The 21559-nt window shown below is 65.3% G+C and carries 22 protein-coding genes; 8 read left to right on the forward strand and 14 right to left on the reverse strand.

The features are described from left to right. The first annotated feature begins 73 nt into the window (after positions 1–73). Positions 74–370: an FmdB family zinc ribbon protein gene (locus ACVC5H_RS11725; RefSeq protein ID WP_489622459.1), complete on the forward strand. Its 297-nt coding sequence runs from the start codon at positions 74–76 to the stop codon at positions 368–370. A gap of 15 nt (positions 371–385) precedes the next feature. On the opposite strand, the gene ACVC5H_RS11730 is transcribed toward ACVC5H_RS11725, so the two are convergent. Both ACVC5H_RS11730 and ACVC5H_RS11735 read right to left on the reverse strand, forming a co-directional pair. Next, positions 386–622: a hypothetical protein gene (locus ACVC5H_RS11730; RefSeq protein ID WP_489622460.1), complete on the reverse strand. Its 237-nt coding sequence runs from the start codon at positions 620–622 to the stop codon at positions 386–388. A 9-nt stretch (positions 623–631) separates the two neighbouring features. Then, complete coding sequence (locus ACVC5H_RS11735; protein ID WP_489622461.1) at positions 632–1504, reverse strand: HDOD domain-containing protein; 873 nt, start codon at positions 1502–1504, stop codon at positions 632–634. A 138-nt stretch (positions 1505–1642) separates the two neighbouring features. On the opposite strand from ACVC5H_RS11735, the gene ACVC5H_RS11740 reads away from it, so the two are divergent. Next, on the forward strand, positions 1643–4006 hold the full coding sequence (locus tag ACVC5H_RS11740; protein WP_489622462.1) for a DUF3141 domain-containing protein: 2364 nt from the start codon (positions 1643–1645) through the stop codon (positions 4004–4006). An 11-nt stretch (positions 4007–4017) separates the two neighbouring features. On the opposite strand, the gene ACVC5H_RS11745 is transcribed toward ACVC5H_RS11740, so the two are convergent. The 8 genes from ACVC5H_RS11745 to phnD all read right to left on the reverse strand — a co-directional run bounded on the left by ACVC5H_RS11745 (position 4018) and on the right by phnD (position 12349). Further along, the gene (locus tag ACVC5H_RS11745; RefSeq protein WP_489622463.1) at positions 4018–4653 is read right to left on the reverse strand and encodes a glycerol-3-phosphate responsive antiterminator; all 636 of its coding nucleotides are present in this window, start codon (positions 4651–4653) and stop codon (positions 4018–4020) included. 48 nt (positions 4654–4701) lie between these two features. Beyond that, the gene (locus ACVC5H_RS11750; RefSeq protein ID WP_489622464.1) at positions 4702–6228 is read right to left on the reverse strand and encodes an FGGY family carbohydrate kinase; all 1527 of its coding nucleotides are present in this window, start codon (positions 6226–6228) and stop codon (positions 4702–4704) included. After that, on the reverse strand, positions 6215–7678 hold the full coding sequence (locus ACVC5H_RS11755) for an MFS transporter (protein ID WP_489622465.1): 1464 nt from the start codon (positions 7676–7678) through the stop codon (positions 6215–6217). Before ACVC5H_RS11755 ends, ACVC5H_RS11750 begins: the two co-directional genes overlap by 14 nt. 167 nt (positions 7679–7845) lie before the next feature. Next, positions 7846–8673, reverse strand: coding sequence for a phosphonoacetaldehyde hydrolase (phnX, locus tag ACVC5H_RS11760; protein ID WP_489622466.1), 828 nt, complete (start codon positions 8671–8673; stop codon positions 7846–7848). Between the two features lie 31 nt (positions 8674–8704). Further along, positions 8705–9796, reverse strand: a complete 1092-nt coding sequence (psrA, locus tag ACVC5H_RS11765) for an iron-containing alcohol dehydrogenase PsrA (protein WP_489622467.1) — start codon at positions 9794–9796, stop codon at positions 8705–8707. A 41-nt stretch (positions 9797–9837) separates the two neighbouring features. Then, positions 9838–10686 (reverse strand): phosphonate ABC transporter, permease protein PhnE, encoded by an 849-nt coding sequence (phnE, locus tag ACVC5H_RS11770; RefSeq protein WP_489622468.1) that lies wholly within the window; start codon positions 10684–10686, stop codon positions 9838–9840. Further along, positions 10683–11486, reverse strand: coding sequence for a phosphonate ABC transporter ATP-binding protein (phnC, locus tag ACVC5H_RS11775; RefSeq protein ID WP_489622469.1), 804 nt, complete (start codon positions 11484–11486; stop codon positions 10683–10685). Before phnC ends, phnE begins: the two co-directional genes overlap by 4 nt. Then, positions 11483–12349, reverse strand: coding sequence for a phosphonate ABC transporter substrate-binding protein (gene phnD, locus ACVC5H_RS11780; RefSeq protein WP_489622470.1), 867 nt, complete (start codon positions 12347–12349; stop codon positions 11483–11485). Before phnD ends, phnC begins: the two co-directional genes overlap by 4 nt. Positions 12350–12559: 210 nt before the next feature. On the opposite strand from phnD, the gene ACVC5H_RS11785 reads away from it, so the two are divergent. From ACVC5H_RS11785 to ACVC5H_RS11800, 4 genes are read left to right on the forward strand one after another with little or no spacing between them, the layout of a single operon-like run. Then, positions 12560–13420 carry a LysR substrate-binding domain-containing protein gene (locus ACVC5H_RS11785; protein WP_489622471.1) on the forward strand — a complete coding sequence of 287 codons (861 nt, stop codon included), beginning with the start codon at positions 12560–12562 and terminating at the stop codon, positions 13418–13420. 60 nt (positions 13421–13480) lie between these two features. Next, complete coding sequence (locus ACVC5H_RS11790) at positions 13481–13783, forward strand: Dabb family protein (RefSeq protein WP_489622472.1); 303 nt, start codon at positions 13481–13483, stop codon at positions 13781–13783. A 7-nt stretch (positions 13784–13790) separates the two neighbouring features. Then, complete coding sequence (locus tag ACVC5H_RS11795; protein ID WP_489622473.1) at positions 13791–14225, forward strand: PaaI family thioesterase; 435 nt, start codon at positions 13791–13793, stop codon at positions 14223–14225. Positions 14226–14268: 43 nt separating this feature from the next. Next, positions 14269–14685: a GNAT family N-acetyltransferase gene (locus ACVC5H_RS11800; protein ID WP_489622474.1), complete on the forward strand. Its 417-nt coding sequence runs from the start codon at positions 14269–14271 to the stop codon at positions 14683–14685. 9 nt (positions 14686–14694) lie between these two features. Here ACVC5H_RS11800 and ACVC5H_RS11805 read toward each other — a convergent pair whose 3' ends face one another. Then, positions 14695–16266, reverse strand: a complete 1572-nt coding sequence (locus tag ACVC5H_RS11805) for a methyl-accepting chemotaxis protein (protein WP_489622475.1) — start codon at positions 16264–16266, stop codon at positions 14695–14697. Between the two features lie 311 nt (positions 16267–16577). Here ACVC5H_RS11805 and ACVC5H_RS11810 point away from each other — a divergent pair, with 311 nt between their 5' ends. Next, a complete protein-coding gene (locus ACVC5H_RS11810; RefSeq protein WP_489622476.1) occupies positions 16578–17903 on the forward strand; it encodes a dicarboxylate/amino acid:cation symporter in 1326 nt (441 codons plus the stop codon). 85 nt (positions 17904–17988) lie between these two features. On the opposite strand, the gene ACVC5H_RS11815 is transcribed toward ACVC5H_RS11810, so the two are convergent. Continuing rightward, positions 17989–18900 carry a LysR family transcriptional regulator gene (locus ACVC5H_RS11815; RefSeq protein ID WP_489622686.1) on the reverse strand — a complete coding sequence of 304 codons (912 nt, stop codon included), beginning with the start codon at positions 18898–18900 and terminating at the stop codon, positions 17989–17991. A 134-nt stretch (positions 18901–19034) separates the two neighbouring features. On the opposite strand from ACVC5H_RS11815, the gene ACVC5H_RS11820 reads away from it, so the two are divergent. Beyond that, positions 19035–19733, forward strand: coding sequence for a type 1 glutamine amidotransferase domain-containing protein (locus ACVC5H_RS11820; protein ID WP_489622477.1), 699 nt, complete (start codon positions 19035–19037; stop codon positions 19731–19733). Between the two features lie 50 nt (positions 19734–19783). Here the strand turns inward: ACVC5H_RS11820 and ACVC5H_RS11825 are convergent, their stop codons facing one another. Then, on the reverse strand, positions 19784–20680 hold the full coding sequence (locus tag ACVC5H_RS11825) for an ABC transporter permease subunit (protein ID WP_489622478.1): 897 nt from the start codon (positions 20678–20680) through the stop codon (positions 19784–19786). Beyond that, positions 20674–21558, reverse strand: coding sequence for a carbohydrate ABC transporter permease (locus ACVC5H_RS11830; protein ID WP_489622479.1), 885 nt, complete (start codon positions 21556–21558; stop codon positions 20674–20676). The genes ACVC5H_RS11825 and ACVC5H_RS11830 overlap by 7 nt, the downstream gene beginning before the upstream one ends. Position 21559: the final 1 nt, after the last annotated feature.

Consider the following 21559-nt stretch of genomic DNA (forward strand, 5'->3'; position numbering starts at 1 on the left):
TAGTGACGTGTGTGTTGCCGGCCGGGCGTAGGCCTGGCCGGCTTTTTTGTCGCAGATTCTTGAGGAGGACAACATGCCTTTGTACGACATCCGCTGCAGCCATTGCGAAGGCATCTTCGAACGGCTCATTCCCCTGCAGGGCCTGCATGGGCAGACCCCCTGTCCTTACTGCAAGCAGGAGACCGCAGCCTCGCCCATGCCCACGGGCGGCCATGTGGGATTGCAGGTCAAGTATCGCTGGCAGCCGCGCAACGGGGCCGAACAACTGGCCGGGCAGGGCGCGACCGGGCCCGGCACGCATGCGGGAGCAGGGCGCAGCAGCGTGCTGCACAACTGCAAGGGACATAGTTGCAGCATCTGCGCCACCTGAGGCGCAAGGGCAGGATCAGCCGAAAAGGTGCAGGCCCAGGATCAGCAATCCCACGCTGGCCAGCAAGCCGAACAGCGCCACCAGATCGGCATCCTGTGCCTGCTGGCGCCAGTGGCCGGCGCGTAGCGGTAGCCAGCGCGGGTAGCGGCCCAGCGTGAGCAGCTTGAGCAAGCCGCCACCGATGACATAGAAAATGGCATTGAACGCCAGATAGCGCAGAAATCCCAGCGCCAGGCTGATGAAGGTGTCCATCCGTTCTCCTTACTCCAGCATGGCATCCAGGCCAGCCGCCAGTTCTCCCAGCGAGGGCATGGCGCGGCCGGCCTTGTCGGGATCGTGCTTGACCAGCAGCGGCATCCAGGCCGGGTCCACGCCCAGTTTCTTGCCGAGCGCGGCGGGATAGCTGGCGCGCGCCGTTTCCTCATCCAGCGACAGCACGGCCACGCGCGCAGCCCACGCGCCCAGATGCACCCAGGCGGCAGCGCGATCCAGCCGTCCGGCGGCCAGAGGATCGGGCACGCAGCGCAAGGCGCTCACCAGCGCATCCGGGAAATGCCAGAGGCTGGCCAGCTCTGCCGAGACGTCGGCATGGTGAAAGCCCCAGGCTGCTTTCTCGCGCTCGGCGCGGTCGGCGTCCAGGACGTTGCTCTGCTTGTCCAGCGGCGCCACTGCGGCAGCGGCCACGGCATGCAACTGCAACTGGCCGATGCCATGCATCATGCCGACCGTGAAGATGGCGTCGCCATTGTCTTCGCCGATGCTGCCTGCGTGCATCGCCAGCCAGCGGGCAGCTGCCGCAGAATAGAGGGTGTGCCGCCAGAACTGGTGCAGGTCCATGCCAGGGGTGTTCTTGAAGGCCGCTACCATGCCATTGCCCAGTACCAGGTTGCGTACCATGATGAAGCCCAACATGCGCAGCGCGTCGTCGACCGTACCGATGGTGCGGGAGACGTGAAAGAAAGCCGAGTTCGCCAGCCGCAGCACCTTGGCCGTCAGCGCCGGGTCGGCGGCGATCTGCTGAGCGATCTCGTGCGAGGAGACGTCCTCGGCATTGAAACTGGCCATCAATTGCTGGACCACCTTGGGAACGGTCGGCAATTTGCCGGGCTGGTCTACCAGGCTTTTCAGCTCCATGGAAATTCCTCCGTGCAATGTTTGTGTTGCATGTCAAAGGCAATACCGCGAATTGCGGCTTCATTGTCGCAGAGATCGGCCGATTTGCCGCCGTCTTTGTCCGTATCATGAGGCTATCCATTGCTCTGGAGTGCAGTCATGATCAACCGCAAGAAACCGGTAACTGCCCCACCTGCGGATCAGGCCGAACCTGCCCACGCCACGACCCCTTTCGGGGATGTGCCGGCTTATCTGCAGGACTGCGTGCAGCGCAGCTTCCTTTTCCTGGACACGCTGCTCGACCGCGGCAACGATTACCTGGCGCATCTTGAGCAAGGCACGCCCCCCTTGCTGAAGTTCGAGCATGAAGTGGTGCTGGACGGCCACGATCTGCCACAGCCCTGCAACTACGCCTTGCTGCGCTTGCAGCCACCGCCGGGCCTGCCGGTCGATCCGGGTGCGCGGCCGGTGGTGGTGGTCGATCCGCGCGCCGGGCACGGGCCGGGCATTGGCGGGTTCAAGTTCGATTCGGAAGTGGGCATGGCGATGAAGGCCGGCCACACCGTCTACTTCGTCACCTTCCGCCCCGAGCCCGAGGAGGGGCAGACGCTGGTGACGGTGATGGATGCCGAGGCGAGCTTCCTGGAAGAAGTGATTCGCCGCCATCCGCAATGCGCGGCCAAGCCGGTGGTGATCGGCAATTGCCAGGCCGGATGGGCCATGATGACGCTCGATGCGGTGCGCCCCGAGCTGTTCGGCCCGCTGATGATGGTGGGCGCGCCGGCCTCCTACTGGGCCGGCAGCTCCAAGCTCAATCCGATGCGCTACAGCGGTGCCACGCTGGGCGGCACCTGGCTGGCCTCGCTGGCGGCCGACCTGGGGGCGGACCGTTTCGACGGCGCCTATCTGGTGGAAAATTTCGAGAAACTCAATCCCGCCAATACCTTCTGGAGCAAGTACTACAACCTGTGGTCCGGGGTCGACCAGGAGGCGCCGCGTTTTCTGGAGTTCGAACGCTGGTGGGGCGGCTTCTTCCGCATGACCGGGGCCGAGATCGAGGCCATCACCGAGAATCTCTTCGTGGGCAACAAGCTGGCGCGGGGCGAGCTGGAGGTCAAGGGCAGGCCGGTGAATCTGCGCGACATCACCGCGCCCGTCGTGGTGTTCGCCTCCTGGGGCGACAACATCACGCCGCCCCCGCAGGCGCTGAACTGGATCATCGATACCTGGGGCGACGAGCGCGCCATCGCAGCGGCCGGCCGCACCATCATCTATGTGCTGCACGAGAGCGTGGGGCACCTGGGCATTTTCGTCGGCGGTTCGGTGGCGCTGAAGGAGCATGACCAGCTGGTGAGTTCGCTGGACGTGATCGAGAGCCTGCCGCCGGGCCTCTACGAGATGAAGCTGGAGCGCAAGGATGGCCGCGCGACCCAGCGCTGGGATGCACTGGAGCCGGGCGACTACACGGTGCACTACGAACACCGGACCATGGAAGACCTGCGCAAGCTCAATCCGGAAGGACGCGAGGAAGAATTGATCTTCTCGACCATCAGCCAGTGGTCGCAGATCAATGCGCAGTGGTACAAGACCTGGGTAAGGCCATGGGTACGCATGGCAGCCACCCGCGAGAGTGCCAATGCCCTGATGCGCCTGAACCCCCTGCGCATGCAGCGGCAGCTGTTTTCGGATACGCATCCGGCAGCGGCTTTCATCCGCCAGCAGGCGGCCAGTGCGCGCGCGCATCGGGTGCAGCTCGATCCCGAGCATCCGCTGAAGCAATACGAACGACGCATGGCGCAGAAGATCACCGACGAACTCAATGCCTGGCGCGACCAGCGCGACGCCCGCACGGTGCGCATGACGCGCCAGCTGTTCGGCCCCACCGGCCTGGGCGCCTGGCTGCCGCCGCGCGAGCCGGATGCCGAGCTGGCCCAGCGCTGGGCGCAGCAGGAGTTGGGTCGCTACCGCGACATCGTGATCGATCAGATTGCCGAGGGTGGCTTTGCCGAGGCGGTATGCCGCATCGTCATCGCCGGCATGGTCTCCATCGGCGCGTTCGAGCGGCGCAGCCTGCGCCTGGCGCGCTTGCTGGCACAACTGCCGAACATGCATGCGAGCGTGTCGAAGCAGACCAACTGGGTGCAACTGCTGAAGGAGCAGGCGCGCATTACCGCCGTGGCGCCGGTGGAGGCGCTCAATGCGCTGGGCCAGATGCTGCCCGACGCCGCCAGCCGCGAGCGTGCGCTGGCCCTGGCGGCAGCGGTGATGATGATCGAACCGACGCTGGCCAATCCGCGCTCGGAGATCATCGAACTGCTCATCGGCACGCTCGATGTGGATCCCGATCGCGTGATTGCGCTGGCCCGCAAGCTCACCACGGCCATCGGCGAAGACGGCGATGCGTCAGCACCTGTGGCTACGGCCGCGCGCAAGCGTGCGCCTGGTAAAAACACCACGGCCGCCAAGCCAGAAAAAACCACGGCCTCCGCCAGGCCCGCCAAGACCCGCACCCGGCGCGCCTGATCCTCGATTGCTCAAGGCGTGCTCAGCGCACCGGCAGGCAGGTTCCACAAACGTTGTTCGCTGGTGGACAGCGCCACCGCGCCCGCTGCCAGGGCGGCGCGGGCGTCTTCTTCATTGCAGATGAAACCGGCGGCCACGATGGGTGGCAGCACCTCGCGGTCGGCGGGTGTCAGGCGCGGCAGCATCGGCGCGGGCATCAACTGCATCAGGTTGGGCTCACTCTGTTCCAGCGCCTTCAGGCTACGCGGCCAGGTGGTGCGATCAGTCACAAAGATCTTCTGCATGGTGATCATTCCTGCGCGACTGGCGCGCAACAGCGTGGCCACCCTGGTGGAAACCAGCGCGGGGACGCCGATTCCGGTCAGGTAATCGATGGCAGCCTTGTCGTGGGCCAGGCCTTCACAGGTATCGACGTTGAGCAGCGGGAACTTGCCTGCGCCCTTGATGCTGGCGATCACCCCCTCCAGTTCGCGCAGCTCCACGTGCGCCACGATGCCGACCTCGGCGGCACTGTCCAGGAAGGCGGGCAGATGCGGCAGGCCGTAGATGGCCGCGATAACCGGATGGCGCCTGAGTCTGGCCGGCAGGGAAAGATCGGGCGCTTTGGCGGAAGACGAAGCGCGGGGAGAGGGCGAGGGTGCACGCATGCTGAGAGTCCTGGAGTGAAAGAAAAAATGGAAGGGGCAACAGGCCGGTCAGTGCCCGTGGTCGTATCTGGCGTGCTCCAGTTCGGCCCACAGGCGCGCTTGCCACAGCGCGCGGCGCCGGGTGCGTTCTCCGGAGTCGATGCGCGGCTTGAAGACGGCCTGCAGGCGGGTGCGGGCGCAGGCCTGCGGCAGGTCATCCCACAGCAGCCCCTGGCTGCCGGCCAGGAAGGCGATGCCGCGCAGGCTGGCGTGGGCCGCCTGGTGGGTGCGGCAGCTCGGCACGCCAGTCAAGTCGGCCTGCAATTGCAGCAGCAGGTCGCTGGTGGCCAGGGTGCCGCCGGTCATGACCTCTGTAAGAGCTAGCCCGGCCGTGTCGGCATTGGCGTTCATGCAGGCCGCCACTGCCTGGGCGATGCCCTCCACCAGCGCATGGGCCACTTCGCCGCGGCCGGTGGCCAGCGACAGGCCCTGCAGGGCGGCCCGTGCCGTGCTGCTGCGCTGGGGCGCATGCAGGCCGGCCAGTGCGGGGACGAAGCTGACGCCGCCTGCCGACTCGACACTGGCGGCCAGGGCCAGCAGGCAGCGGGCATCGGGAAACCAGCGCAGGCGCTGGCAGGCCCAGGCGAGGGCGGCACCGGTGGTGGCGCTGTAGCTTTCCAGCGCAAAATGCGAAACGCCGTCGTGGCGCCGGGCCGTGACGACCACGCTGCCGCTGCCTGCACCATCCAGCGCAGCCGGCGCGGTGCGGGGGCCGACCAGCAAGTCGATGAAACTGCCTGTGCCGTGCTGGCACAGCGCCTGGCCTGCCTCCAGGCAGCCCTGTCCGATGGCGGCGGCCAGTTGGTCACCGGCGCAGGCGCGAATGGGCAGGGCCGCGCCCAGTACGGTAGCGTCGCTCGTGCCATAGTCATCGGCATCCTGATAAAGCGCGGGCAGCAGTGCGGGCGGAAAGTCCAGCGCCGCCAGCCAGTCCAGCGCATAGGCATGGCTCGCCAGTACATAGGCATTGCAGGCCGTTGCGTTGGTGGCGCTCGTGGCCAGCAGGCGCCGTCCGCTCAAGTGCCACAGCAGCCAGGTGTCGATACCGCCAAAGCCCAGCCTTCCCTGTTCCCAGGCCTGCGCTACGGCAGGCTGGCTATGCAGCAGGTGCGCCGCCCACAGATAGGGCGAGCGGCTGCCGACCGGGCGTCCCAGGCGTGGCCGCAGCCGATGGTCCCAATGCGGGGCCAGCGCCGACAGCTCGGCCGCATGGCGGCTATCCTGCCAGGCCAGTGCGGGTACCAGCGGCCGGCCACTGGCGGTATCCCAGAGCACGGCGCTGGCGCGCTGGTTGCACAGGCCGATGGCGCGTACCTGCAATCCCTTCTGGTGCGCCTGGTATAGGGCGGCACGGCACACGGCCAGGGTCTGCTGCCAGATCTGCGCGGCGTCTTGTTCCACCACACCGCTGCGCGGCGACTGCGTGGCCAGCGCACGCCGGTGCAGGCAAGAGACCAGTCCGTTGGCAGTGACCACCGCCGCGCGCGTGCTGGAGGTGCCGGCATCGATGGCCAGGATGGCCTCACGGCCGTTCATGGCGTCTTCTGTCGGCACGGCGCCCGGCTGGACCGGGTGGGGGAATGTACCGGCCAGCACCCTCGAGATCCGGGTGGAAGCAGGCGCGGTCCGGGTCCCAGCGGACCAGCCAGCTGGTCAGGCAAGCCGTCAGCGCCAATGCCGCCACCAGCAGCAGGCAATGCGCCGTGCCCAGGCTGGCTTGCAGCAGCGGAAAGCAGAACAGGCCCAGGGTCGCACCGCCTGAACCGAATGTGCCGGTCACGCCATTGGCACGCCCGCGCAGCTCGCTCGGAAACGACAGCGCCGAGAGGCTCTTGCCATTGGCTCCCGGTCCGGCGGCGTGACACAGCAGGAATAGCGAGGGCAGCAAGAGGGCTTGCCACACCGCCACATGAGGCCAGGCTGCGGCGAGCGCCAGCAGGAGCACAGCGGTCGCGCCAAAGCCGCAGGCCGAGGCCTGCCGCAAGCCCATCTTGCGCGCCAGGACCGGGGCCAGCAGGCCGCCGCACAGGCCGGCCAGGTTGAATGCCAGCGTGCCCCAGGCCGCCCTGCGGAAATCCTCGCCGAACAGATCCACGCTGATGACGGGCAGATACCAGCCGATGGCGAAGTACTGCACGGCCTGGCCGACTTGTACGGTTGCGGCCAATGCCAGGCGCTGGCGGTAGGGCCGGCGCAGCAGATGGCCCAGGGCCGGCATGGCCGGATGGGCGTGGCGTACAGCGGGGGCGGGCGGGAGCAGGAGCGCGTCCTGCAGCGCGAACTGGCGGTCGGGGTAGAGCCGTCCCAACGCATCGGCGACCTCTTGCCAGCGATCCTGGCGCGCCAGCCAGCAGGGGCTTTCGACCAGGAACAGCATCTGCAGGTTCAGCAGCAACCAGGCCGCTGCGGCCGTGGCCGCGACCGGATAGCGCCACAGGCTGGCGCCTACATCCAATCGTTCGGCCGCCAGCGTCAGCAGCAGGTTGCCGCACACGGCCAGATACCACAGGGCTTGCCACAGGTTCAGGCGGTGCCGCAGGTGCGCAGGCGTGAGTTCGGCCAGCATCGCGATGGCGACCGAGAAATCGAGCCCGAAGGCCATGCCGGCAAGGATGCGCCCGCTCACGATGGTTGCAGCATCCGGGGCGCAGGCCACCAGGATGGCGCCCACCAGGGCCAGCAGCTTGGCCAGCAGCAAGGGCCGCACGCGGCCCCAGCGGTCGGCCAGCCAGCCGCCCAGGGGATGGGCCAGCAAGGCGGCCAGTGCGCCCGAGGAGGCCAGCAGGGCGACTTCGTGCGGATGCAGGCCAAGCTGGCTGATCATCGGCGCCAGGCCGACGCTCACCGCCGAGTGCGACAGGGCTTCCAGGAACAGGCCGCCCAGCAGCAGCCACCACACCAGGCCGGCATGGGCGGAAAGGGCGGGGCGAGAATCGATGAAGGCGACGACATCGTTGATGCCGCGTAGCGGGACTGCAGTTTGCAAATGGCTCTCCTGAAGATATCTGTAAGAGGCCGCGGCAAACTGCGCGCGTGGTGAGACCATCTTACAGATGGTCTCTTATCTAAAAATCTGCCGGGCAATTCTATGAGCCCGGCGCCGGGATTGTCAACGACTGGCGGGCAGCTTCTGACTGCCCTTGGGGCCAGCATTCAAGGGCGTTCGCCGATGGCCAGGCGGGCGCGCACGTGGGCAACCACCTCGGGCAGGTCCGCCACCGAATCGATCACGTAGTGCGCCCCGGCCGCGCGCAGGCGGTCCTGGGCCTGTTCCTTCAGTCGGGCGACTTCCGTGGCGGGCAGTGCGTCCAGTTCTGCTCGGGTCAGGCCGACTTCATTGCCCGACAGCGTGACCCCCACACTCCACATGCCGGCGCGGATGCCTTCCTCGATGCCCGGTACCGTATCGTCGACCTTGATGCAGCCGGCCACGTCATCAATCTTCAGTGCCAGCATGTTGGCCAGGGCCATGTAGGGCCCCGGCCTGCCACCGGCTTGCAGCTCGTCGCCCGCGACCACGTGGTCCGGGCGGATGCCCTGGTCGGCCGCCATCGGCAGCAGCACGTCCAGCACCTGGCGCGGATAGCCGGAGCAGGAACCGATCTTCAGGCCCTGTCCGCGCAGCCAGGCCAGCACCTGCGCAGCGCCCGCGATGGGCTGCGAATACTGGCCGACCTTGGCGATCTGCATCGGCATGAAGCGTGCATAGATGGCATCGACGTCGGCATTGGTGGGTGTCTGGCCATTCTGCTGCTGCCATTGGGCGGTGATGGCCGCGTCGTCCAGCAGCACGCGGATGTGCTGCCATTTGGACAGGCCCATGGGACCGCGTGCCTGTTGCAGGGTAACGTCGATGCCGAAGCTCTTGAAGGCATCGACGAAGATTTGCGTGGGCGCCAGCGAACCGAAGTCGACCAGTGTGCCGGCCCAGTCGAAGATGATGGCTTGCAGGTTGCGTGGACGGGCTTGTGATGGGTGCATGGGGTTCTCCTTGGAGGAAGGTCAGCAGAGGTCAATGGATTGCGGCGATGAAGTTGCGTCCGCGCGGGCCGCATAGCGCTGCCTGCAAGGCAGCTTCCCAGCGTCCTTCCAGCCCGTAGCAGGCCGGATCGGTGGACACGCCCAGCGATTCGAGCAAGCCGGCCAGGCGCGCAACGGCCTGCTCGGTATTGTCGGCATCGAAGATCTGGAGCAACAGGGCATCGACCATGCTGTCGCGTCCCATCGCCAGGCGCAGGATGTGCGGCAGCGAGAAGGAACAGGCGATGCCGTGCGGGACACCGCGCTGCAGCGTGATGTCATAGGACAAGGAATGGGCCAGCGCAGTCCGGGTATTGGAAAAAGCCAGGCCGGCCTGGAGCGCGGCCAATGCCATCTGTTCGCGCAAGGCCAGCTCGTGCGGCTTGCGTATCAGCGCCGGCAGCGTGGCCAGGATGGCGCGGGCGGCGCTGCTGGCCAGGGTCGAGGAGACCGGGTTGCGATGCACGTTCCAGATCGCCTCCAGTGCATGCGAGAGTGCATCCAGGCCGCTGGCCAGCGTCGCTGGCGCGGGCAGGCTCAGCATCAGGCCGGCATCGATGATGGCTGCCTGCGGCCAGGTCCAGGGACGGTGCAGCGAATACTTGCGCCCGCCATGCGCATCCCACAGTGTGGCCCAGGGTGTGACTTCGCTGCCGGTGCCGGCCGTGGTGGGGATGGCAATCAGCGATTTCAGATGCGCCGGGTCGGGCTCAAAACGGGTGTCTTCGCGCAGATGGACGAGCAGTTCGTCGAAGCGTCCCGAAGGTGTGGGTGCCAGCATGGCCTTGGCGCAATCGATGACGCTTCCGCCCCCGAGGGCGATCAGGCAGGGCACATCGGCGTGGCGCTGCCACAGACGCTGGTACATGCCGGACAGCCAGCTCACGTCAGGATTGGGCCGGACGCTATTGTCGATGCCGGCAAGTTGTGGACCGAGCAGGTCCGCGACCTTCTGTTGCAGCCCCAGGGCGGCGGCCTCGGGAAAGGTAATCAGCAAGGCGCGCCGGCCCGCCAGCACTTGCGGTAGTTGCGCCAGACTGCCGACGCCGGCATGGAGCTCGACAGGGTTATGGAAATGCCACATGGTGTTTTTCTCTTCTTGCATCAAAGCGGGGAGGGTGCATGTCAATGGGAATGGCCGTCCTGGATCATGCGTCGCAGCCGGCTCGACAGGGCATCGGCAGCCACCACCATCAAGGTCACCACGACGATGCAGGTGGCGGTGTCCTGATACTTGAACAGCTTGAGACTGTTGACCAGTTCAAAGCCCAGTCCGCCGGCCCCGACCATGCCCAGCACGGTGGCCTGGCGCAGGTTGACTTCGAAACGGTAGAGCACGGTGGCGATCCAGGCCGTGGCCACCTGGGGCAGTACCCCGAAGGCGATCACCTGCAAGGGCCGGGCTCCGGTGGCACGCAAGGCTTCCAGCGGGCCCTGGTCGATTTCCTCGATGCTCTCGGCAAAGAACTTGCCGATCATGCCGACGCCGTGGACGGCCAGCGCCAGTACACCCGGAAAGGGCCCCAGGCCCACGGCCGAGACGAACACCAGCGCCAGGATCAGTTCATTGATGCTGCGTGTGACGTTGAGACCCTGGCGTACCAGCGCATGCAGGGTGCGGTTGGCATTGAGATTGCGCGCGGCCAGCAAGGCCACCGGTACGGCGCCCAGCACACCCAGCAAGGTCCCCCACAGGGCGATCTGCAAGGTTTCGATGGCCGGGGCCAGCAGTGAAGGCAACAAGCCCCAGTTGGGCGGGAAGGAGCGCGCCAGGAAGTCGCCGATCTGCGGTAGGCCATTGGCCAGCTCGCCCCAAGATAGTTGCGTGCCCGCAGCACTCCAGACCAGGATCCAGGCCACCAGCAGCAGAACCGCCATGAAACCCAGCCACCCGCGCAGCGTCGCCGGACGCGGACCGGTCCACTGGTAGCCGCGCTGTGCCGAAGAGGTGGCACCTGGAGAAGAAAAATTCATGTGAGTGCTCCTTGCCCTGCCCGCACGCCCGATGCCATGAGGGGCAATTCAGAATCGTTCATTTCTTGCCTTCCGGCGTAGATGGCGTCGAGCTGTCGTTCGTCGAGGGTCTCACCGGTGCCATCGAAGACCAGACGGCCCCCGGCCAGGCCGATGATGCGGTCACCGAATTGGCGGGCGTAGTCCACCTGATGCAGGTTGCAGACCACGGTGATGCCCAGCTCCCGGGAGGCGGTGCGCAGGTAATGCAGTACCAGCCGTGAGGTCTTGGGATCCAGGCTGGCAATCGGCTCGTCGGCCAGGATCACCTGCGGCTGCTGGGCCAGGGCGCGGGCGATGCCGATCCGCTGGCGCTGGCCGCCGGAGAGGGTATCGGCACGCTGATGGGCCTTGTGTTCGAGCTCCACCCGGCGCAGGCATTCCAGGGCCAGAGCGATGTCCTGACGCGAGAACAGCTGCAGGATCGACGCTACGGAGGAGACCTGGCCGAGGCGGCCGGTCAGGGTGTTTTTAAGTACCGACAGGCGCGACACCACGTTGTGATGCTGGAAGATCATCGCCACCCGCCGCCGCAACTGGCGCACCTGACGGGCGCGGGTGTCGGTGGCGTCGAAGCCGGCCACCTGGAGTTTGCCCGAGCTGGGCTGGACCAGTCCGTTCATGCAGCGCAGCAGGGTCGATTTGCCCGCCCCGGACGGACCCAGCACCACCAGGAACTGGCCGGCCGGCACGTCCAGGTCGATCCCGCGCAGCACGGCATGGCTGCCGTATTGCTTGGCGAGGCCGCGGAGGTGGATCATTTCATGGCCTTCAGATCCAGATTCAGGATCTTGGCGGTCTCGCGCACCACGTCGTAAGCAGCATCGGTGGTCGGCACGAAACCGTTCAGGACGCCCTGGTCACCCCATTTCACGTCCTTGATGCTGGCGAAGGCGGCGGCGATCTTCTGTTTCAGGGCCGGGTCCAGGTCCTTGCGCCAGACCATGGGCGATTCGGGAATGTCCGGCGAGGTCCATACCACGTTCAGGTCCGACTGCTGCACCACACCCTTGGCCACGGCAGCGGCCAGGATGCGGTCGGCAACGGCGGCGGCATCGACCTTCTTGTTGGCCACGGCCAGGATGCTGGCGTCGTGCGAGCCGGAGAAGATCACGCGCGAAAAGTACTTGTTGGGATCGATGTTGAGCTTTTGCAGGCCGGCACTGGGAAACAGGTGGCCGGAAGCCGACGAGGGATCGACGAAGGCCATGGTGCGGCCCTTCAACTGTTCCAGTGTCTGCAGGCCGCTCTCCTTGCGGGTGATGATGAGGCTCTTGTAGAAGCTGCGGCCGCTCTTCTTGGTCTCTGCCACGGCGAAGGCCTCCACGTTGGCCACCGAACTGGCCAGCACGTAGGAGAAGGGGCCGAGATAGGCCACGTCCAGCTTGCGCGAGCGCAGCGCTTCGATGATGCCGTTGTAGTCGGTGGCGATGAAAGGCTTGACCGGCATGCCCAGCTGCTGCTGCAGGCTGTCGATGACGGCCTTGCTGTTTTCCAGCATGGCCTGCGAATCTTCCGCCGGGATCAGGCCGACGGTCAGCGGCGGGACCGCAGCGGCCGGCCGGGCCAGCAAGAGGGTGGTGAGGGCGCCCAGGCACAGGGCGAAGAAGCTGCGTCGCTGCATGATTGCATCCTTGTCGAGGGCGTCCCGGCGGGGGGGGACGCGGTGAACGGGGTGCCAGATGGCCATTGTCCGGGGACCCGGCAACGACGCTGGTCAGGGGCGCTGCCGTTGAAGCGGCACCGATAGGACAGGAGCTTAAAGAGACATTGTGACGCGCCTGTTATCGATATAATCGCAAAAATCGCTTTAATCTATTGATAGGATCTATAGATGACCCCTTCTCAATTGCGCGCCTTCCTGGCGGTGGCCCGCCATCGCGGCTTCTCGGCCGCCGCCCGGGCGCTGGGCGTGAGCCAGCCCACCCTGACCACCCAAGTGCAATCGCTGGAGCGCGAGCACAACGTGGAACTGTTCTTCCGCCGCGGGCGGCGGGTGGACCTTTCCGAGACCGCCCAGCGCCTGCTGCCGATTGCCCAGAACATCGCCGAACTCGAACTGGATGCCCTGAACCTGCTGGTCAATTCGGGCGCGCTGCACGTGGGCCATCTGCGCATCGGCGCGGTCGGCCCGTTCCACGTGATCGAAATGGTCGATGCCTATCGCGCCCGTTACCCGCAGGTGGAACTGTCCATCAAGCTGGGCAACTCCGCCCAATCGCTGGCCGACCTGGAAAACTACGTGACCGACGTGGCGGTGCTGGCCAGTTTCACCGACGATGCGCGCTTTCATGCGCTGCCCTATGCCGATCATGCGGTGGTGCTGTTCGTCCATCGCAGCCATCCGTTCTACCAGCGCGATGCGGTATCGCTGGCCGAGCTGGACCAGCAGCCCATGCTCATGCGCGAGCAGGGTTCTACCACCCGCCTGGCGCTGGAAAAAGCCATGCAGCAGGCCGGCGTGAGCCCGCGTATCGTGATGGAAATCGGCAGCCGTGAAGCTTTGCGCGAGGCGGTGGCGCGGGGCCTGGGCCTGGGCACGGTGTCGGAGGCGGAATTCATTCCGGATGAACGTTTCCGCATGGTGCGCATTGAGGGCGATCCGGTCAGTACCCACACCTATGTCTATTGCCTGGCCGAACGGCGCGAGGGGCGTCTGGTCGGCTCCTTCCTCAAGATCGCCCGGCGCGCCTGAGACGTGCGGCACTTTGGCTTATCATTACGGATTGTTCATCTCCGACCAGAAAGACTGACCGTGATCAAGCATATCGTGATGTGGAAACTGAAGGACCATGCAGAAGGCGCCGACAAGGCCACCAACCTGCGCAAGATGAAGGAACTGCTGGACAGCTGTGCCAACGTGGTTCCCGGCATCCTGAAGTTCGAGGCCGTGGTGGCCCAGCCGGGGCTGGAAGCCACCTACGACGTGGTGCTCTATTCCGAATTCGCCTCGCGCGAGGCCCTGGACGCCTATCAGGGGCATCCGGACCACGTGGCCATCAAGCCCTTCATCGGGGCCGTGCGCGAAGCGCGCCAGTGCATGGACTACGAAATCTGAGGCAGGCATGAGTCTGCCCATCACCGAGATCTTCCCGCAGGGCAATCCCTATCTGGAAGCGCTGGGCGTGCAGGTGCTGGAGTACGGCAATGACCGCGCAGTCATGGCGCTCACGCTCAAGCCGGAATTCATGAACAGCTGGCACGTGGCCCAGGGCGGCATCAGCATGACCCTGCTGGACGTGGCCATGGGCTTGTCGGCCCGCTCCGGTGCGCCCGATGCCAAGTCCTCGGCCACCGTCGAGATGAGCACCAGCTTCCTGCAGCCGGCGGGCCATGCCGGCGAGACCATCATCGCGCGCGGCCATACCTATCACCGCTCCACCACCATGTGCTTCTGCCAGGCCGAACTGTTCAATGGCGAGCGGATGGTGGCCAAGGCCATGGGGACCTTCAAGCTGATTCGCCGCCTGGATGTCTCGCGCAAGCTGGATCACGAGTGAGCGCTGGCTTTTGTCCTTTTCCTTCTCTGCAGGAATTCCCCTCATGAACATCATTACAGGCAGTTGGGAACAGCTGCGCGCCCAGGCCCAGCCGATCCGCTTCGAGGTTTTCGTCGACGAGCAGAAGGTGCCGGCCGAGATCGAACTCGACGAGATGGACCCGCATTGCGTGCATGCGGTCGCCTATGACGACGCCGGCCAGCCGCTGGCCACCGGCCGGTTGCTGCCGGATGGCCACATCGGCCGCATGGCGGTGCGCCAGGCCGGACGCGGCAAGGGCGTGGGCGGGGCGGTGTTGCAGGCGCTCATCGCCGCGGCCCGCGCGCGCGGCGATGCCGAGGTCATTCTCAATGCCCAGGTGCATGCCGAGGGTTTCTATCAGCGCTACGGCTTTGCCCGCGAGGGGGAAGAATTCATGGAAGCCGGCATCCCCCACATCACCATGCGCGCCCGTCTCTGAGCCGAAGGCTCAGGCAGACAGGGGCCGTGCCGGGCCAGCCTCTTCCAGCCTGAAGTAGCAGAGCTGGGCGCTCAGCTCGCGCGCCCGCTCGGCCATCGCTTCGGCGGTGCTGGCCAGTTCTTCGGAGGTGGCGGCATTGCGCTGGGTGGTCTCATTGAGTTGCGCCACGGCCGCGCCGATTTCCTGTACGCCTTCCTCCTGCATGTGCGCCGACAGGGTGATCTGGTTGATCTGCTGTGAAGCTTCACGGATGCCCTGCAGGGTGCCTGCGGCCAGGCGCTGGCTGGTCTCTTCGGCCATTTCCACGCTTTGCTGCGCAATCACGCTGATTTCATGGGCGCTACCCTGGCTGCGCTCGGCCAGCTTGCGGATTTCTGCCGCCACCACCGAGAAGCCGCGCCCGTGTTCTCCGGCGCGTGCCGCTTCGATGGCGGCATTCAAGGCCAGCAGATTGGTCTGGTAGGCAATGTCGTCGATCACGCCAACCTGGCGCGCGATGCCACGCATGGCCAGCACCGTGCTCTGCACCGCCGCGCCGCTCTTGTCGGCATCGGCCGCCGCCGTCAGGGCGATCTGGTCGGTGCGGCGCGCGTGTTCGCCGGTTTGCTGGATGGCCAGGCTGATGTTGCTGATGGCGGTGTGGACTTCTTCGACAGCGGCCGCCTGTGCGCTGGAGTCCCCGGCCAGGGCTTGCGCGGTGTCGTTGAGCTGGCGCGAGGATGCGCCCAGCGCCTGGGTCGATTGCGTCACGCTGCGCATGATGTCGGTGAGCCGCTCGCGCATGCCGTGCATGGCGTAGAGCAGGCTGGCCTTGTCATTGCGACGCAGTTTCACCGTGACACCCAGGTTGCCGTCGGCGATCTGCTGCACGATGTGGGCGGCATAGTCAGGTTCGCCCCCCAGCTGGCGGCGCAGGCTCACGATGATCCACAGCGCAATGGCGATGCCGATGACCAGCGTCAGGCCGGCGATCTGCAGGTTGTGGGTGCGCAGTTGCTGGTAGTCGGTGCGCGCCTCTTCATAAGAAGCGCGGGTAAAGCTTTCCTGCAGCTGGCCCAGCGCGGACAGTTGCGTGGCCAGGTCGGCCAGCAAGACGGTCACCGATGTCCAGCGCCGATTGGCTTGCAAGACATCGCCGCTGCGCAGCAGGTCCTGGACTTGGGTGCGCTGGCTGACATAGCGGAGCCAGCTTTCCTGGAAATGCCGCGCCGCAGTCTGCTCCTCGGGCTCCAGACGGGTTGCCAGGTAAGCTTGCCAGCCTTGCTGGAGGGTGGCATCCAGTTCTGGAATGCGCTCCAGCAGGGGCTTGACGCGTTCACCGCTGGTGCTGTCGTCGCCCGGCGCCGGTGCCACGTTGGCCAGCATCAGAGCCCGGCCCATGACGTCGCGGTTCAGGTAGAGGGCGTCGCGCACACGGGCGATATGGATCAGCGCCATGGTGCGGTCTTCGTAGACGAAGCGCAGCCTGTCATTGCTGGAAGCCATGCCTTGTATGTCGCGCCAGGCCAGCAGCATTACGCTGCCGCACAGTACCGCCATCAGAATGGCCAGACGGGCGGTGACCGTCAGTTTTCGTTGCACAGTGTTTTCCTTATGAGTGCTGACCGGTACGGAAAAAAGAGGGTTCCGTTCAGTCCCGCACAAACTATAGCGAATCTTGTTGCATTGCGGAATGAAGAATAAAGCAGTTTGCGCCCCTCTTTAGTGACGCTATGTGGTTTCCCACAATACCCGCCCCGAAGTGACTGCGAGATACTTGCGGCCGAACCGGGGAGGGGGAGTTCTCCCGGACAAACAATAAACACCCCGCCAGAACGGACGGCGATCCGACAACGGCAGGCGGCAGGTCTCCACGGGCCGGCCAAAAATCGATGTTTCAAGGAGAAAGCACTATGTCGGCGCAAAAACCGCCCCTTTACAAATCTTTGTATTTCCAGGTCCTGTGTGCCATCGTGATCGGTATCGCGCTGGGCCATTTCTACCCGTCCACGGGTGAAGCCATGAAGCCGCTGGGCGATGGCTTCGTCAAGTTGATCAAGATGATCATCGCCCCGGTGATCTTCTGTACCGTCGTCATCGGCATTGCCGGCATGGAAGACATGAAGAAGGTTGGCAAGACCGGCGGCCTGGCCCTGCTGTACTTTGAAGTGGTCAGCACGGTGGCGCTGATCATCGGCCTGCTGCTGGTGAACTTCCTGCAACCGGGCGTGGGCATGAACGTCGATCCGACCACGCTCGACACCAAGAGCATTGCCTCCTATACCGCTCCCGGCAAGCTGGGCTCGGTGACCGACTTCGTGATGAGCATCATCCCCAGCAGCATGTTCGATGCCTTTGCCAAGGGTGACGTGCTGCAGGTGCTGCTGGTGGCAGTGCTGTTCGGCTTTGCCCTGCACAAGTTCGGCGGCCGCGGCACGCTGGTGTTCGACTTCATCGAGAAGATCTCGCACGTGCTGTTCTCGGTGGTGGGTGCGATCATGAAGGTGGCTCCGATTGGCGCCTTCGGTGCGATGTCCTTCACCATCGGCAAGTACGGCGTCGGTTCGCTGTTCTCGCTGGCCAAGCTGATGGGTACCTTCTACCTGACCTGCCTGCTGTTCATCTTCGTGGTGCTGGGCATCATCACCCGCCTGCACGGCTTCTCGATCTGGAAGTTCGTCAAGTACATCAAGGAAGAACTGCTGATCGTGCTGGGCACCTCGTCTTCGGAATCGGTGCTGCCGCGCATGCTGGCCAAGATGGAAAACGCCGGTGCCAAGAAGACCGTGGTCGGGCTGGTGATTCCGACGGGTTACTCCTTCAACCTGGATGGCACCGCGATCTACCTGACCATGGCGGCGGTGTTCATTGCGCAGGCGACCAACACCCCCATGACCTTCGTGCAGGAACTGACGCTCCTGGGCGTGCTGTTGCTGACCTCCAAGGGCGCGGCCGGCATCACCGGTTCGGGCTTCATCGTGCTGGCGGCCACGCTGTCGGCGGTGGGCCACGTGCCGGTCGCCGGCCTGGCGCTGATCCTGGGTATCGATCGCTTCATGTCCGAAGCCCGTGCGCTGACCAATACCATCGGCAACGGCGTGGCGACCCTAGTGGTGGCCAAGTGGAGCGGCGAGCTGGATAGTGCACGCCTGACCAAGGTCTTGAACAACGAGACCGTGGAAGACGCACAAGCACCGGAAGCCGTGCTGGATCGCAGTGAGGCCAAGATGCATCATTAAGCCTGCGGCGGGCTGAGCCCGCCTACGAGGCTGCCATCGGCCCCATCCTCGCGTCGTGTTCGGCGTGGCGGTGGGGCCGATGGCTTTATGGCCGTACCGCCTGCATCAGGAAATCCACAAACGCCCGCACCCGCGCCGACAGGTGGCGATTGTGGGGATAGAGGATGGAAAATCGCCGCGTGCGATAGCCGGCCGGCTGCAGCACTTCCACCAGCTCGCCGCGCTGCACGGCAGCCTGGGCGATGAAGTGATAGATCTGGAACAGCCCGCCGCCGGCCACGGCCCAGTTGACGCAGCCCAGCACGTCGTCATGGATGCGCTGGCGGCTCTGGAAATGAAAGTCCATCTCGCGCCCCTGGGCATCCTTGAAGATCCATGGCATGGCGCGGCCGGTGCTGGGCAGGATGAACTGGATGCAGTCATGCTGCTTCAGAGCTTCCACGCTCTCTGGTGTGCCGCGCCGGGCGAGATAGGCGGGCGCCGCAAACACGCCCAGCGTGGCTTCTTCCAGCGTATGGGCGATCAGCCGCGAATCCTGCGGTACGCCCAGGCGGATGGCCAGGTCAAAACCCTCTTCCACGAAGTCGATGACACGGTTGGCAATGCTCAACTCCACGTCGATCTGCGGATAAGCCGCCTGGAAACGCGGCAGCAGCGGCAGCAGCCGATAGTGTCCATAGGGCGTGCCCACGCTGATGCGCAGCGGGCCGCTCGGGACCTTCTGCTGCCCGGTCAGGATGCGTTCGGCCTCGGCAATCTGCTCCAGGGCCTGGCGGCATTGCTCGTGATACAGCTCGCCCTCGCGGGTGAGCCGGATCTGGCGGGTGGTGCGGGCAAACAGGCGCACACCCAGGCGCATTTCCAGGCGGCTGATGGAACGGCTCACCGAGGCCGGCGTGACGCCCAGCGCCTCGGCAGCGGCCGTGAAGCTGCCCAGTTCGGCGGCTTTGCAGAAGAGTTCGATGCTGCCCAGTTGGACGGGATCAAAGCTGCGCATTTGTTCAATGATGTAATGAATGAATTGATGGAAAGGCAGTTTATCTTCGTTGGAGATGGGAATAAAGTGATGGCCATCCTGGCAACGCCGCTTTGCTGCAGATGCCATGCTCCCCTCATGAAGAAAGGAACACCATGAAGACACCCAACATCCTGATGATCGTGACCTCCAGCAGCCGCATGGGCGATACCGGCAAACCCACCGGCCTGTGGGCCGAAGAACTGGCTGCCCCGTATTACGCCCTGGTGGACGCCGGCGCTTCGGTTGTCATTGCCTCCACCGCTGGCGGCAAGGCTCCCATCGATCCGGGCAGCGTCAAGCCCCAGGGCCAGAACGACGCCATCGTCGAACGCATGCTGGCCGATGCCGACCTGCAGCAGCGCATCGCCGCGACCCGCGCCTTGGGCGAGATCGAGGTGGCGGACTTTGATGCCGTGTTCTTCCCCGGCGGTCACGGCACCATGTGGGACTTGCCTACCGATGCCAACGTCAAGGCCACCGTGGAAAGCGCCTATGCCGCCGGAAAGTACATTGCTTCAGTCTGTCACGGTGCAGCCGGCCTGGTCTCGGCCGTCAAGGCCGACGGCAAGCCGATGGTAGCCGGCAAGCGTGTCAATTCCTTCACAGATGCCGAAGAGCGCGAAGTGGGGCTGGCCGACGTCGTGCCCTTCCTGCTGGAAAGCCGTCTGCGCGAACTGGGTGGTGTCTTCGAAGGGACCGACAACTGGCAGGTGTTTGCCATCCGCGACGGCCAGCTGATTACCGGCCAGAATCCGCAGTCTTCCGAACGCGTGGCGGAAATGCTGCTGGAGGCGCTGGAACTGGGGGCCTGATCCTGGTTGTACCGGCATGACCGGAGGCCTGTCCGTGCAAGGACAGGCCTTTATTTTTCGGTGCCAACGATGCCCTTGACGAACCAGCGCTGCGCCGCCACCACGAACACGGCGGGAACGGCAATGGCCACGAGGGCGGCGGCCATCAGCAGATTCCATTGCGGCATCTGGCCGGCTTCGACCGGCAGGAAGCTGGCCATGGCCAGGGTGATGGTGCGCATCTGGTCATGGCTGGTGATGACCAGGGGCCACATGTAGTCTTTCCAGGTGCTGATGAAGACGATGGCGCCCAGGGCGGCGAAATTGGTCTTGGACAGCGGCAGCAGGATGTCGACGTAGAAGCGCCACGGCCCGGTGCCATCAATGCGCGCAGCTTCCACCAGTTCGGGCGGGATGGTGCGGTAGAACTGCACGAACAGGAAGGTGCCGGTGGCAGAGGCCACCAGCGGCAGCGACAGTCCCGCATAGGTATTGATCAGGCTGATTGACGGCACTGCATGGGCGCGGTCCATCCCGAGTGCCTGCAGCAGGCTGCGCAGCGGGTCGAACAGATCCGAGGCAGCAGCATAGGTGGGTACGATGCGCACTTCCAGCGGCAGCAGCAGGGCGCAGAAGAGCAGCGCCAGGATCAGGCCACGGCCGCGCGGGCGGAAGTACGTTACCGCGAAGGCCGTGACCGAGGACAGCAGCAGCTTGCCGGCCACCACCAGGCCGGCTACCAGGAGACTGTTGAAGAGATAGCGCCACAGGTCGATGCGTTGCGCCACTTCGCGCAGATTGGCCAGCAGCGCGGTGCCCGGTGTGGCCGGCATGCCCTGGCTGATCCACTGCTGGCTGGAGATGCTGGCCGAGCACAGGATCAGGTACAGCGGACCCAGGGCCAGCAGCAGGCCCACTCCCAGCACGCAGTAGGCCAGGGCGGTCATGCGCGGATGCCGTTCTACCATCGTCCTCCTCCCTGGCGGAAAAAGCGCAGCTGCAACATCGTCAGCACGATGATGAACAGCATCAGGATCACCGACAGCGCCGACGAGCCCGACAGATCCAGCCCGATGAATCCATCCGAATAAATCTGATAGGCCAGGATCGCGGTACTGCGGCCGGGGCCACCCTGGGTCAGGGCGTCGACCAGGCCGAAGCCGTGGGTAAAGGCTTCGATCACGTTGATCACGCCGGCCATCAGCAAGGCAGGGGCGATCATCGGCAGCTGGATGTCGGCAAAGCGCCGCCACGGCCCGGCACCATCGATGGCGGCCGCGCCCATGAGATCGGCCGGGATGCGCTGCAAGGCGGCCGAAAAAAGAATGAAATTCAGTGGTACCTGAGTCCAGGCGAAGGCGGCGATGAGCACCAGCATGGCCTGCCCGCCAAACAGGTGCGGCGCCCACAGGCCCGGCCACAGCTGGTTGAGGAAGGCCAGCATGCCGGTGACCGGATTGATCAGCACCTTGAGCACGATCCCCACTACCACGCCCGCCACGGCGTAGGGCCAGATAAAAATGCTGCGCAGCAGGCGCTTGGCGCGCACGTCCAGTTCCAGGCAGGCCGCCAGCGCCAGGGCGATGAACACGGCCAGCACGGTGCTGCCGGCAGTAAAGACCAGGGTGGCCCGCAGCGAGGCATAGAAGCTGTCATCGGTGAGGATGCGCAGGTAGTTGTCCAGCCCGACGAAGCGCGAGCCATTGCCGAAGGGGCGCACCAGATAAAAGGACCACGCGATGGCCTTGACCGCTGGCCACAGGAAGAACAGGAACACGATCAGCATCTGCGGCGCCGCCAGCAGCAGCGGGAACCAGCGGGCAGGAAAGGCGGGGCGTGAGTCCATG

It is taken from the genome of Herbaspirillum sp. Her3, assembly GCF_057961275.1.